12 protein-coding genes are annotated in these 11,357 nt (G+C 71.4%); 7 read left to right on the top strand and 5 right to left on the bottom strand.

The genetic code is table 11. The features are described 5' to 3' along the window. Positions 1 to 59: 59 nt before the first annotated feature. From B7X32_RS13220 to purL, 3 genes are all read right to left on the bottom strand, one after another. Positions 60 to 1,079: a LacI family DNA-binding transcriptional regulator gene (locus tag B7X32_RS13220; RefSeq protein WP_292720360.1), complete on the bottom strand. Its 1,020-nt coding sequence runs from the start codon at positions 1,077 to 1,079 to the stop codon at positions 60 to 62. Positions 1,080 to 1,187: 108 nt separating this feature from the next. Further along, positions 1,188 to 1,334, bottom strand: coding sequence for a hypothetical protein (locus B7X32_RS13215; RefSeq protein WP_292720358.1), 147 nt, complete (start codon positions 1,332 to 1,334; stop codon positions 1,188 to 1,190). A gap of 18 nt (positions 1,335 to 1,352) precedes the next feature. Beyond that, the gene (gene purL / locus B7X32_RS13210; protein WP_292720355.1) at positions 1,353 to 3,680 is read right to left on the bottom strand and encodes a phosphoribosylformylglycinamidine synthase subunit PurL; all 2,328 of its coding nucleotides are present in this window, start codon (positions 3,678 to 3,680) and stop codon (positions 1,353 to 1,355) included. 343 nt (positions 3,681 to 4,023) lie between these two features. On the opposite strand from purL, the gene B7X32_RS13205 reads away from it, so the two are divergent. The 5 genes from B7X32_RS13205 (at position 4,024) to B7X32_RS13185 (ending at position 7,716) form a co-directional block, all read left to right on the top strand. Continuing rightward, a complete protein-coding gene (locus tag B7X32_RS13205) occupies positions 4,024 to 5,010 on the top strand; it encodes an RNA polymerase subunit sigma-70 (protein WP_292720352.1) in 987 nt (328 codons plus the stop codon). 191 nt (positions 5,011 to 5,201) lie between these two features. Next, positions 5,202 to 5,375, top strand: coding sequence for a hypothetical protein (locus B7X32_RS13200; RefSeq protein ID WP_292720349.1), 174 nt, complete (start codon positions 5,202 to 5,204; stop codon positions 5,373 to 5,375). 37 nt (positions 5,376 to 5,412) lie between these two features. Next, positions 5,413 to 6,459 carry an iron-containing redox enzyme family protein gene (locus B7X32_RS13195; protein WP_292720346.1) on the top strand — a complete coding sequence of 349 codons (1,047 nt, stop codon included), beginning with the start codon at positions 5,413 to 5,415 and terminating at the stop codon, positions 6,457 to 6,459. Beyond that, positions 6,456 to 6,653 (top strand): CDGSH iron-sulfur domain-containing protein, encoded by a 198-nt coding sequence (locus B7X32_RS13190; RefSeq protein ID WP_292720343.1) that lies wholly within the window; start codon positions 6,456 to 6,458, stop codon positions 6,651 to 6,653. The genes B7X32_RS13195 and B7X32_RS13190 overlap by 4 nt, the downstream gene beginning before the upstream one ends. Before the next feature lies 1 nt (position 6,654). Then, complete coding sequence (locus B7X32_RS13185; RefSeq protein WP_292720341.1) at positions 6,655 to 7,716, top strand: YbdK family carboxylate-amine ligase; 1,062 nt, start codon at positions 6,655 to 6,657, stop codon at positions 7,714 to 7,716. Between the two features lie 17 nt (positions 7,717 to 7,733). Here B7X32_RS13185 and B7X32_RS13180 read toward each other — a convergent pair whose 3' ends face one another. Beyond that, the gene (locus B7X32_RS13180; RefSeq protein WP_292720338.1) at positions 7,734 to 8,042 is read right to left on the bottom strand and encodes a hypothetical protein; all 309 of its coding nucleotides are present in this window, start codon (positions 8,040 to 8,042) and stop codon (positions 7,734 to 7,736) included. A 417-nt stretch (positions 8,043 to 8,459) separates the two neighbouring features. Between B7X32_RS13180 and B7X32_RS13175 the strand changes: the two genes are divergently transcribed. Further along, complete coding sequence (locus B7X32_RS13175) at positions 8,460 to 9,056, top strand: dihydrofolate reductase family protein (RefSeq protein WP_292720336.1); 597 nt, start codon at positions 8,460 to 8,462, stop codon at positions 9,054 to 9,056. 384 nt (positions 9,057 to 9,440) lie between these two features. Here B7X32_RS13175 and B7X32_RS13170 read toward each other — a convergent pair whose 3' ends face one another. Continuing rightward, on the bottom strand, positions 9,441 to 10,436 hold the full coding sequence (locus B7X32_RS13170; protein WP_292720333.1) for an SDR family NAD(P)-dependent oxidoreductase: 996 nt from the start codon (positions 10,434 to 10,436) through the stop codon (positions 9,441 to 9,443). 106 nt (positions 10,437 to 10,542) lie between these two features. On the opposite strand from B7X32_RS13170, the gene B7X32_RS13165 reads away from it, so the two are divergent. Then, the gene (locus B7X32_RS13165; protein ID WP_292720330.1) at positions 10,543 to 11,115 is read left to right on the top strand and encodes a TetR/AcrR family transcriptional regulator; all 573 of its coding nucleotides are present in this window, start codon (positions 10,543 to 10,545) and stop codon (positions 11,113 to 11,115) included. Positions 11,116 to 11,357: the final 242 nt, after the last annotated feature.

The following is an 11,357-nucleotide window of genomic DNA, read 5'->3' as shown; positions in this document are numbered from 1 at the left end:
ATGCAAGAGCGCGGCCGGAGAGGTGACGGTCGAGAGGTGACGGTCGCCCCCGGGTGCGGTCAGCCGGTTCCGCGCGTGGAGTCGCGGTGGTGCACCGTGACGGGGACGATCTCGCGCAGGGGTGCGGTGTCGTCGGCGCCGTTCGCGTCGAGCACGGCGAGGGCCGCGCGGACGCAGCGGCGGCCGAACTCGCGCGGGTGCAGATCGATCGCGGTGATCGAGGGGCGCGTCAGCGAGAGCACCTCGGTATCGACGAGGGCCGCGACGAGCAGATCCTGGCCGACCCTGCGGCCGAGCTGCTGGGCGCTGGTGACGACGCTGAGCACTGTGCCGTCGGAGACCGAGACGATCGCGTCGACCGGATTCGCGTCGTCCTCGGCGATGAGCTCGGAGACCGCCGCATGGATGACCTCCGGCGGCGCCGGGTGCTCGACCTCGGAGATGCGGGGTCGGATGCCGTGCTCGGCGCACCAGGACTCGAACGCCTCGCGCACTGTGAGCGCCCAGTACCCGCGCAGGTCGGGGAACAGCATGGCGGGACGGTGGATGCCGCGCTCGAGCAGATGGTCCATGAGCTCGCGCACCGCGGGCGCATGCTCGCTCGTGACCCACGCGCGGGGTTCCGGAAGACCGGCGGGCACGGGTTCGCCGGTGATCACGGGCAGGCGCCCGGCCAGCAACGTGTGCACGACGGGATCGTTGAGGTCGGGGTCCAGCAGGATCACGGCGTCGGCCGGAAGCTGATCGGAGCGGTCGGCGGCCTGCTCGGTGGGCAGCATGATGACGGTCATGCCGGCGCGGTTCGCCTCCTCGACGATGCCGAACGTCGCCTCCATGTAGTACGACATGGTGGTGCTGTCGGGCGGCAGGCGCAGCGCGAGCATGCCCGTGCGTGAGCCCTTGAGGTGCCGGGCGACGGTGTTGGGGCGGTATCCGAGCTCGTCGGCCACCTCGTGCACGCGGCGCCGCATGTCCTCCGACACGCGGCCGCGCCCCGTGATCGCGAACGACGCGGTCGAGCGGGACACACCGAGCCGATCGGCGATGTCCTGCAGTGTCACCGCTCGTTCGGGTCGCATGCTCTCGAACCTACTCTGTGCACGCGGACGGATCCGCCGGTGCGATGGGCGGCTCCGGCACCGGCGTGCGCCGTTCCCCGCGTCCGGCACCGCCCGTGGGCCGGCGTCTCAGCTGAGCAGCACCGCGAGCACGGTGGATCCGCCGCCGACCAGGATGAGCGCGATGATCACCACCCACGCGGTGATGCGGATCCGGCGCTGCCGCCGGGTGCTGTAGATCGAGAGGTCCTCGGTCTCCTCCGGGGTGCTGTTCATGGGCGTCCTCGCGGGCCGTCAGGCCTCGACGGGCTCCGCGACGGTCGGGCCGAACGCGGCCGGCAGGGTCGCCTGGGCGGTCGCGCGCAGCTCCTCGATCGAGATCGTGAAGATGTCCTGCACCTCGAGCTGCGGGGCGCTGTCGGTCACGCCGATGCGCAGCACCGGGTATCCGCGGCCCTCGCAGAGGCCCTGGAACTTCACGTCGTCCTCACGGGGCACGGTCACGATCACGCGGCCGGCCGACTCGGAGAACAGGGCGCTCGCGGCGTCCACGCCGTCGCGCTCCATGAGCTCGGTTAGCCACACGCGGGCGCCGACGCCGAAGCGCATGACGCCCTCGGCGAGGGCCTGGCCGAGGCCGCCCTCGCTCAGGTCGTGCGCCGAGGAGATCAGCCACTCGTCGCGCGCCGCGCTGATCAGGCCGGCCAGGCGCTTCTCGCCGGCGAGGTCGACCTTGGGCGGCAGGCCGCCGAGGTGGTCGTGGATGACGTCGGCCCAGGCGGATCCGGAGAGCTCGGTGGAGGTGGTGCCGAGCAGGTAGATGTTCTGGCCCTCGTCCTGCCAGCCGGAGGGGATCCGGCGCGAGACGTCGTCGATGATGCCGAGCACGCCGACCAGCGGGGTCGGGTGGATCGGCACGTCGCCGGTCTGGTTGTAGAACGAGACGTTGCCGCCGGTGACCGGCGTGCCGAGCTCGAAGCAGCCGTCCGCGAGGCCGTCGACCGTCTGCCCGAACTGCCACATGACCTCGGGGTTCTCGGGGGATCCGAAGTTCAGGCAGTCGGTGATGGCCGTGGGCTCCGCGCCCGTGACAGCGACGTTGCGGTACGCCTCGGCGAGGGCGAGCTGCGCACCCGCGTAGGGGTCGAGCTGGCTGTAGCGGCCGTTCGCGTCGGTCGCGATCGAGAAGCCGAGGCCCGACTCCTCGTCGACGCGGATCATGCCGGCGTCGTCGGGGAAGGCGAGGGCGGTGTTGCCGAGCACGTAGTAGTCGTACTGGTTGGTGATCCAGCGGGTGTCGGCGAGGTTCGGGCTCTCCAGCAGCGCGAGGAACTGCTGCTTGAGCGCCTCGGGGTCGTTGTCGCGGGGGAGCAGCTCCGCCGCGTCGGCCTGCAGCGCGTCGATCCAGGACGGGTAGGCGACGGGGCGGTCGTAGACCGGGCCGTCGACGGCGACCGTGGAGGGATCCACGTCGACGATGCGCTCGCCCTGCCAGTCGATGATGAGACGGCCGTCGCCGGTGACCTCGCCGAGGACCGAGGTCTCCACGTCCCACTTCTTCACGACGGCGAGGAACGCCTCGAGCTTCTCGGGGGCGACGATCGCCATCATCCGCTCCTGCGACTCCGACATGAGGATCTCCTCAGCGGTCAGCGTGGGGTCGCGCAGCAGCACGTTGTCGAGCGAGACGTGCATGCCGGAGTTGCCGTTCGCGGCCAGCTCGCTCGTGGCGCAGGAGATGCCGGCGGCTCCGAGGTCCTGGATCGCCTCGACGAGCTCCTCGCGGTACAGCTCGAGGCAGCACTCGATGAGCACCTTCTCGGCGAACGGGTCGCCGACCTGCACGGCGGGGCGCTTGGTCGGGCCGGTCGAGTCGAACGAGTCGGAGGCCAGGATCGACGCGCCGCCGATGCCGTCGCCTCCGGTGCGGGCGCCGAAGAGCACGACCTTGTTGCCGACGCCGGTGGCGTTCGCGAGCTTGAGGTCCTCGTGGCGCAGCACGCCCACCGCGAGGGCGTTCACGAGGGGGTTGGCCTGGTAGACGGCGTCGAACACCGTCTCGCCGCCGATGTTGGGCAGGCCGAGGCAGTTGCCGTAGAAGCTGATGCCGGCGGTGACGCCGTGCACGACGCGGGCCGTGTCGGGATCGTCGATCGCGCCGAAGCGCAGCGCGTCCATGACGGCGACGGGGCGGGCGCCCATCGAGATGATGTCGCGGACGATGCCGCCGACGCCGGTCGCCGCACCCTGGAACGGCTCGATGAAGGACGGGTGGTTGTGCGACTCGGCCTTGAACGTGACGGCCCAGCCCTCGCCGACGTCGATGACGCCCGCGTTCTGGCCCATGCCGACCATGAGGCGCTTCTTCATCTCGTCCGAGACCTTCTGCCCGAACCGGCGCAGGTAGTTCTTCGAGGACTTGTAGGAGCAGTGCTCGCTCCACATGACCGAGTACATCGCCAGCTCGCCCGACGTGGGGCGGCGGCCCAGGATCTCGCGGATCCGCGCGTACTCGTCGTCCTTGAGGCCGAGCGCCGCGTACGGCTGCTCCTTCTCCGGAGTCGCTTCTGCGTTGGCGACCGAGTCGGGGACGTGGTCGGTGGGGGTGTTCGGAGAGGTCACGCGGGCTCCTGGAGCGAGGGGAGGCGGGGCAGGATCCAGTCTACTTGCGGTGGGGAGGGTCGGTCCGCCGCTCATTCAGGCACGGCTCGGCACGGGTCGGCGTCGGTCGGCGCGGGTCGGCGCTGGTCGGCCGCCACGATCCGCCGCGCCGATCTGCACATGTCGCGACGATCCGCACACGGATCCGGCCGGATCCTGTGCGGATCGTGCCAGGGTGTGCGGATCGTCGCAGGGCGCGCAGGGCGCGCAGGGCGCGCAGAGCCCGCCGGGCCGGCAGAGCAGGCCTTCCCCGATACCGCCGACATGGGTACGCTCGCGACGTGGGCGACGGAGGCAGCGCCGGATGACGTGGACGGCGGAGGAAGCGGCCGTGCTCCTCGAGCGCGCCCGGTCCGGCGACGAGCCGGCGTTCACGGACCTCGTCGCCCCGCATCGCCGTGAACTGCAGCGGCATTGCTACCGGATCCTGGGATCGCTGAGCGACGCCGAGGACGCGACGCAGGAGACGCTGCTGGCCGCGTGGCGCGGGATCGGCGGGTTCGCCGGGCGCAGCTCGGTGCGCACCTGGCTCTACACGATCGCCACCCGTGCCAGCCTGCGCCTGGCGCAACGGCGCCCCGCACGGGTGCTCTCCTGGGATGCGCACCCGGCGCGAGACCCGCTCGGCGATCTCGGCGTCCCGGACGACGGCGTCGCGTGGCTGGATCCGTGGATCTCCGCCGTCGACGACCCCGCCGAGACGGCCGCACGGCGCGAGGCGATCTCGCTCGCCTACCTCGCCGCGCTCCAGCAGCTGCCGCCGAACCAGCGCGCCGCGCTCATCCTGCGCGACGTGCTCGACTTCTCTGCCGCGGAGACGGCGGAGATCCTGGGCACGAGCGTCGCCGCGGTGAACAGCGCTCTGCAGCGGGCACGCGCGAGCCGGGCCGGCGCCGAAGGCGGCGGATCCGCCGACCCCGCGAGGCCGGCCGCGGAGGAGCAGCGCGCCGTGGACGCGTTCGTCGCCGCGTTCGAGGCCGGCGACGTCGCAGGAATCGTGGCCCTGCTCGCCGAGGACGTCCGTCTCACGATGCCGCCGCTGCCGGCGTGGTTCGACGGCATCGCCGACGTCTCCGTGTTCTTCGCCGAGCGTTCGATGGTCACGCCCTGGCGGGTCCGGTCCCTTGTCGCGGTCAACGGCATGCCCGCGCTCGTCGCCGATCAGCAGGTCGACGGGGTCTGGCGCCCCGGGGCGGTGATGGCGCTCGGGATCCGCGGATCCCGGATCGCCTGGATCGCCTCGTTCCTGGACCCGGAGCTGCTCGCGCGCGCCGTGTCGGCCCGGTACTGACCCGCCGCAGAGGGCTCGCAGGAGCCGGCCGGCGGCACCCGTCCAGCGACCCGGATCGCAGCGGCTAGCACGACGGGCCCCGGCGGACAAGACGGCTGACGCGGGCGCGGGATCCGCATACCGTGTGCCCTGAAACCGGCGCCACGTCGCTCGCGCGGAGCGCCGGCCGCCCGCACACGAAGGAGGAAGCCATGACGAACATCCCGCCGCTGGTCCCCGCGGATCCGAATGAGGAGAACCCCGAGGAGCCTCTCATGGAGGACGCCGAGGGCCACGAGAAGCTCGATCCGGATGCCGACCAGGACCGCATCGACAGCGCGGAGGCCGACCGGCTCGCCGCGGAGAGCGACTCCCGAGAGGAATGACCCCGTCTCAGACCCGGCCCTCAGGAGGAGGACGCGCATGACCATGGCCGCACCCGTCTCTTCGCCCGCGAAGCCGCTGACCGCCCGGGGGCCGCTGAGCAGCGCGCTCCTGCACGCACTCCGTGGGGAAGGTACGACCGCAGGGATCGCCGACATCGCAGAGCGGGCGGTCGCCGACGCCGCGGACGTCTTGCGCGACGATGACGTCCAGCTCGCGCTCTTCCTGCTCTATGCGTCGATCTACGGATCCGTTCCGGAGTTCGATCCGCGCGTCGAGTGGGATCCGCGGCTGATCCAGGTGCGGCGCCTGCTCGAGGAGCCGTTCGAGAGCGCCCTCCGCGAGGTCGTCTCCGTACCACCGCTGCCCGAAGCCTCTCAGACAGCGGTGGCATCGGCGCTGTTCGCGGTGACGTCGGAGGACGGCGGGCCGAGCCTCTCCCGCCATCTCGCGAAGAAGGCCACGCGCGAGCAGGCCCTGGAGTTCCTGATCCAGCGTTCGATCTACACCCTGCGGGAAGCCGATCCGCATTCCTGGGCGATCCCGCGTCTGCACGGGCGCGCGAAGGCCGCTCTCGTCGAGATCCAGGCCGATGAGTACGGCGGGGGCCGCGCGGACCGGGTCCATGCGGAGATCTTCGCGAAGGCGATGCGGGGTGCATCGCTCGACGACCGCTACGCCGGCTATGTGCACGCGGTTCCCGCGGTCACGCTCTGCTCGCTGAACACGATGTCCCTCTTCGGGGTGAACCGGCGGCTGCTGGGTGCGATCGTCGGTCACCTCGCGGCGTTCGAGATGACCTCCTCGATCCCGAACCGGCTCTACGGCGAAGGGCTGCGACGGCTGGGCTTCGGCGACGACGTGACCGACTACTTCGACGAGCACGTCGAGGCCGATGCCGTGCACGAGCAGATCGCCGGCCGCGATCTGGCGGGGGCGCTCGCCGAAGACCAGCCCGAACTGCTGCCGGACATCATGTTCGGCGCCGCCGCATGTCTGACCGTGGACGGCATGGTCGCCGCGCACATGCTCGAGAGCTGGCAGCGCGGGGAGTCGTCGCTGCGCTCGCCGGAGGCGGCGGCATGAAGGCCGTGCCGGCGACGGTCACCCCGTACCCCGACGGGCCGCTGATCGTGCGCGGTGAGGTGGAGCTGGTGGCCGGCGACGGCACGCCGATTCCGCGACGGCGGCGCACGGTCGCGCTCTGCCGATGCGGGTTGTCCGCGATCAAGCCCTTCTGCGACGGCACGCACAAGGCGGCAGGCTTCAGGGCGGACTGAGATGGACACCACCTTCGGGATCGAAGAGGAGTTCCTGCTCCTCGACCCCGGCACCCTGGCGCCCGTCGATCGCGCGGCCGAGGCGCTCGCCGACCTCGACGATCCGGAGCAGCCGGGCACCGTGAGCCGGGAGTTCCTCTGCTCCCAGGTCGAGTTCGCGACACCCGTGTGCACGACCATGGACGAAGCCCGCAGCGCGCTTCAGGGCTTCCGTCGCCGACTCGGAGGATGGGCGGCCGTCGCCGGCGTCGTCGCTGCCGGCTCCGGGGCGGCATTCCGCTGCCCCGCTCCTGCGGCGATCAGTCCCGGCGCGCGATACTCCTCGATCTCCGCCGAGGTCACGGCGCTCGCCGACGAGCACCAGATCGGCGGCCTGCACGTGCACGTCGGCGTCGACCGCGATCTCGGGATCCGGGCCTCCAACGCGCTGCGCGGCTGGCTGCCCGTCCTGCTCGCGCTCTCGGGCAATTCCCCGTTCTGGGACGCTCGCGACACCGGATACGACAGCTGGCGCGCGATCCACTCGCGCCGATGGACGACCTACGGGATCCCTCCGGTCTTCCGCGACACGGACGACTACGACGCCACGGTCACCGCGCTGGTCGGGATCGGCGCCACGTCCGATACGAGATCCCTCAACTGGAACCTGCGTCTGTCCGCGGTGTACCCGACCCTCGAGGTCCGCGTGTGCGACGCGCAGCTCGACGCGGAGTCGTCGGTCGCGCTGGCCGTCGTCATCCGAGCGCTCGTGGACTCCGTGCGGGGTTCGGGCATCGGATCCGTGGAGGACCGGATCCCCTGGGACGCGGCGCTCTGGCACGCCGCCCGTCATGGCGTGACGGGCACGCTGGTCCACCCCGGCACGGGACGCCTCGCGCCCGCACGGGACGTGCTGCATGCGCTCCGCGAGCTCGTCGCGCCGCACCTGCGCGGCGGCGAGGAGGCGAGCGTCGTGGAGGCGCTGCTCGAGCGACGGCAGACCGGCGCGGCTCTGCAGCGGGAGGCATACCGCGCGGGTCTGCCCGCGCTGGCGCAGCTATACCGGGAGAGGCTGATCCGCTGAGCGGAGGATCCGCCGCCTCAGAGCTCCAGAGTCGATTCTTCGGGGAGCAGGATCCCGCCCGAGGTGTTCGCGGAGTTGGCATAGGCCTGGATCCGCCGCGGATCGATCTCCGGCGGCGTGGGATCGCTGAACTCGAACCGCAGCGGGATGGAGGGGTGCATCCAGATCGTGGAGCGCCCGCGGGGCTGGTCGCCGTCGTGACGCCAGGACAGCGTGAAGCTCTCGTTGCGTCGGAGCTTCGTCGCGATCACGATCTTCAGATGGGCGAGGGCGATGTCCTCGATCTCGATCGGATGCTCGGCGCCGCCGTAGTAGAGGATGGCCATGTTCCGGACGCTACGCCTTTCCGTCGGATCCTGCAGGTCAGCACGACGCTTCGCCGCGGTGAGCCGCCCGGCGCGGGAACGGGAAGGGCCCGGGCCGGTGGCGATCCGGCCCGGACCCTGGGAGTTCCGCGGCTTGGCGGGGACTTGAAGCCTGGGGAGGCCCCGCATGCGCCGGGATCTTTCTCCTGTACCCATTCCCGGTGACGAAGACGACGTTAGCCAGGATCCGTCGCGGCGCGAAGGGGGTTGACGGGGCTCGGAAATCGCGCTATCGCTCGCGGAGGAAGCCCGGCATGCCGTGCCCCTCGGACGGATCCGCACTCGCCGTCGAAGAATCTCGCCTCGGACCGATGAGTTCCGCACGGCACGCGTCTCTGCACAGGTGTACGCACTCACACCCTCAGGGAAGGAACGCTCATGCGCTCGCTCATCGTCTCCAACGCCATCACCCTCGACGGCTTCTTCGCCGGCGTCGGGGGAGACCCGCTCGTCCTGAACCTCGACGCGGGGTTCGACGCGCACAACCTCGACCTCATGCGGGGCGCGTCGACCGTGCTGCTCGGACGGGCCTCGTTCGAGCTGTTCAGCTCGTTCTGGCCGATGGTCGCGGATGCGCCGGAGGATGCGTCGAACCCGGCGCTGAGCGCGGTCAACCGGGAGTTCAGCCGACGCTACGGCGAGATCCAGAAGGTCGTGGTGAGCGACGGCTACGTGGTGCCCGTGGAGAACCCCTGGCACGAGACCACGCGGGTCGTCAGCGGAGCCGATCTGGCCGCGACGCTGGAATCGGAGAAGGCCGGCGACGGCGGCGACATCGTGGTGTTCGCCAGCGCCGTCCTGTGGAACGGCCTCCTCGCCGACGGGCTCGTCGATCGCCTCGACCTCGTGGTCGGTCCCGACGCGATCGGCGCAGGCGTGCCGGCCTTCCGTGCGCCCGCCCGGCTGCGTCCGCTCGGGGCGGCGCCGATCCCCGGCTCGACGAACGTGCTGCTGCAGTACGCGCCCGCGGAATGACGGCGCGACGTGGTGCCGGTCGACGTGCGGCCGTGCTCGCGCCGCTCGCGCCGAAGTCCGTGTGCGACAATCCAAGCCCGCGGCCCATGCCGGGCCGCGTCTGGGGAGGAACCGTGGGAATCACCGCCGGAGCGCTCGTCGCCGTCTTCGTCGCGCTGTTCATCGTGCTCGTGGTGCGGCGGAGGAAGTAGTCCCGAGTTCGCCGGCGTTGGGGCGTCGGCGTCGGGGCGCTGGCGTTTGGGTGCTGGCCTCGGGGTGCTGGCCTCGGGTTGCACCTGCACGATCACGGCACAGATGCAGGACGGATCCGGCGATCGGATCCTGCAGGTGTTCCCGGGTCGTGCAGGTGTCCCGGTTTCGGGCCCGCGCGGCGGCCGCGACGGGTTACTGCACGGACCACCCGCCGTCCGAGGCGAGGATCGCGCCGTTGATGTTCACGGCGTCGTCCGAGAGCAGGAACGTGATCGACGCGGCGAGGTGCTCGGCCGTGGCCACGGTGGGGATCGCCTGCTGGAACGGCGCGAGTCGGCCGGATCCGTACTCGGACATGTGCGGCGGCATCGGGATCCCGGTCGCGACGCCCCCGGGGGCGACGGAGTTCACGCGGATCCCCTTGGGTCCGTACATGAAGGCCGCGGACTTGGTGACGCCGATGATGCCGTGCTTGCTGGCCGTGTAGGCGTTGCCGGACGCGTTGCCTCGGAGGCCGGCCTCGCTCGAGACGTTGAGGACGGATCCGCGGCCCGCCGCCTCCATGAGCGGCAGCACCGCGCGCATGAGCTTGAACGGCGCCGTCAGGTTGATCGCGATGACGCGGTCCCAGACGGCGTCGGGCGTCTCGCCGGCGGGGGAGAAGTCGTCGTTGATGCCGGCGACGTTGGCGAGGCCGTCGATGCGGTCGCCCGCCGCGGCGACGACGCGGTCGATCGCGTCCTGCTGCGTGAGGTCGCCGGCGACGGTCACGATGCCGGGCAGTTCCGCGCTCAGGGCGTCGAGCTTGTCCGCTGCGATGTCGCAGGCGATGACACGACCGCCCTCGCGGGCGATGCGCGAGGCGGTGGCCTTGCCGATGCCCGATGCGGCGCCCGTGACGATCACGGTCTTCCCGGCGAAGCGCCCGGGGGTGACCTGCTCGGTCCAGCCCTGCGGAGCGGCGTCTTCGGGGATCACTCCGCCGTTCGCGGCACGCACGAGGTCGTCGACCACGGACTGCGGCATGGCACCCTGGCTCATCACGACGAGCTGCTGCAGCGGCAGGCCGAGCACGGGGGTGAGCGAGTCGGCGCTGGCGCCGGACTGCGCCAGCAGCCCGCGGATCAGCTCGCCACCGGCCGGATCGGCCAGCCAGTCGCCGATGGAGGAATTCGCGGTCAGGGCCATGGGTGTCTCCTTCGTTCGCTCGTGGATCCGGTCGGTTCGGCTGCGATCGAGTTTCGCAACGGCGCGTCCACTTATTCCTGAGCGTACACCTCGCTACCCTCGGAGGGTGCCTCGACCGCGCAGTGAGAATGCCCGCCAGTCCGTGCTGGCGGCGATGCGCCGCGCGCTCGCGGCGGACGGCTACGACGCCGTGACGATCGAGGGACTGGCCGCCGAGGCCGGTGTCTCGAAGCAGACGATCTACCGGTGGTGGGGGTCGAAGGCGGCGATCCTCGGCGAGGCGCTGCTCGAGGGATCGCTTCCGGGCGCGGACGTCGCCCTGCCGTTCTCGACGGACCTGGCGGCGGACCTGCGCTCATGGTTCGCCACCGCGGGCGAGCACCTGTCCCGCTCCGAGAACGTGGAGCTCGCTCGGGCGCTCATCGCCGTCACCGCGACGGATCCGGAGCTGGGCGCGGCGCTGAACCACCGGTTCGCGGATCCGATCGTGTCGTGGATCGTCGCCCGGATCCTCCGTGCGCAGGAAGAGGGGGCGGTGCGCGCGGACGCCGACCCTGCTGCGGTGGCCGACCAGTTCGTCGCGGCGACGTCGTACGCGGCGCTGCTCGGCCGGTCCCTGACCCCGGACCGGGTGGATGCGCTCGTGGATCTCGTGATGCACGGGCTGGCGGTGCGCTGAGGCTCGTCTCTGAGTCGTCCGTTCGCGGGGCCTGTGGATAACTTCCGCGGCGTGCGGGCGGATCTGGCTACGGTGTCGGGATGAATCCCCGGCGCAGCGTCCTCCTCACCGCGGCCGTCGTCGCTGCCGCGATCGGACTCGCCGGCTGCACGCCCGGCCCGGCGCCCACACCGACGCCCACCCCGCTGTTCACCAGCGAGGCGGAGGCGTTCAAAGCAGCCGAGCAGGTGTATCGGGAGTAT

The organism is Microbacterium sp. 13-71-7, from assembly GCF_002257455.1.
Lineage (GTDB): Bacteria > Actinomycetota > Actinomycetes > Actinomycetales > Microbacteriaceae > Microbacterium.
The sequence above is the reverse complement of the archived record's forward strand: the minus strand, read 5'-3'. Positions and strand labels throughout refer to the sequence as shown.

Excerpts from the sequence above, each read along its gene's own strand:
- B7X32_RS13185 (WP_292720341.1), top strand. The coding sequence starts at position 6,655 with ATGGACACCACCTTCGGGATCGAAGAGGAGTTCCTGCTCCTCGACCCC.
- B7X32_RS13205 (WP_292720352.1), top strand. The coding sequence starts at position 4,024 with ATGACGTGGACGGCGGAGGAAGCGGCCGTGCTCCTCGAGCGCGCCCGG.
- B7X32_RS13175 (WP_292720336.1), top strand. The coding sequence starts at position 8,460 with ATGCGCTCGCTCATCGTCTCCAACGCCATCACCCTCGACGGCTTCTTC.
- B7X32_RS13215 (WP_292720358.1), bottom strand. The coding sequence starts at position 1,334 with ATGAACAGCACCCCGGAGGAGACCGAGGACCTCTCGATCTACAGCACC.
- B7X32_RS13220 (WP_292720360.1), bottom strand. The coding sequence starts at position 1,079 with ATGCGACCCGAACGAGCGGTGACACTGCAGGACATCGCCGATCGGCTC.
- B7X32_RS13190 (WP_292720343.1), top strand. The coding sequence starts at position 6,456 with ATGAAGGCCGTGCCGGCGACGGTCACCCCGTACCCCGACGGGCCGCTG.
- B7X32_RS13180 (WP_292720338.1), bottom strand. The coding sequence starts at position 8,042 with ATGGCCATCCTCTACTACGGCGGCGCCGAGCATCCGATCGAGATCGAG.
- B7X32_RS13200 (WP_292720349.1), top strand. The coding sequence starts at position 5,202 with ATGACGAACATCCCGCCGCTGGTCCCCGCGGATCCGAATGAGGAGAAC.
- B7X32_RS13195 (WP_292720346.1), top strand. The coding sequence starts at position 5,413 with ATGACCATGGCCGCACCCGTCTCTTCGCCCGCGAAGCCGCTGACCGCC.
- B7X32_RS13170 (WP_292720333.1), bottom strand. The coding sequence starts at position 10,436 with ATGGCCCTGACCGCGAATTCCTCCATCGGCGACTGGCTGGCCGATCCG.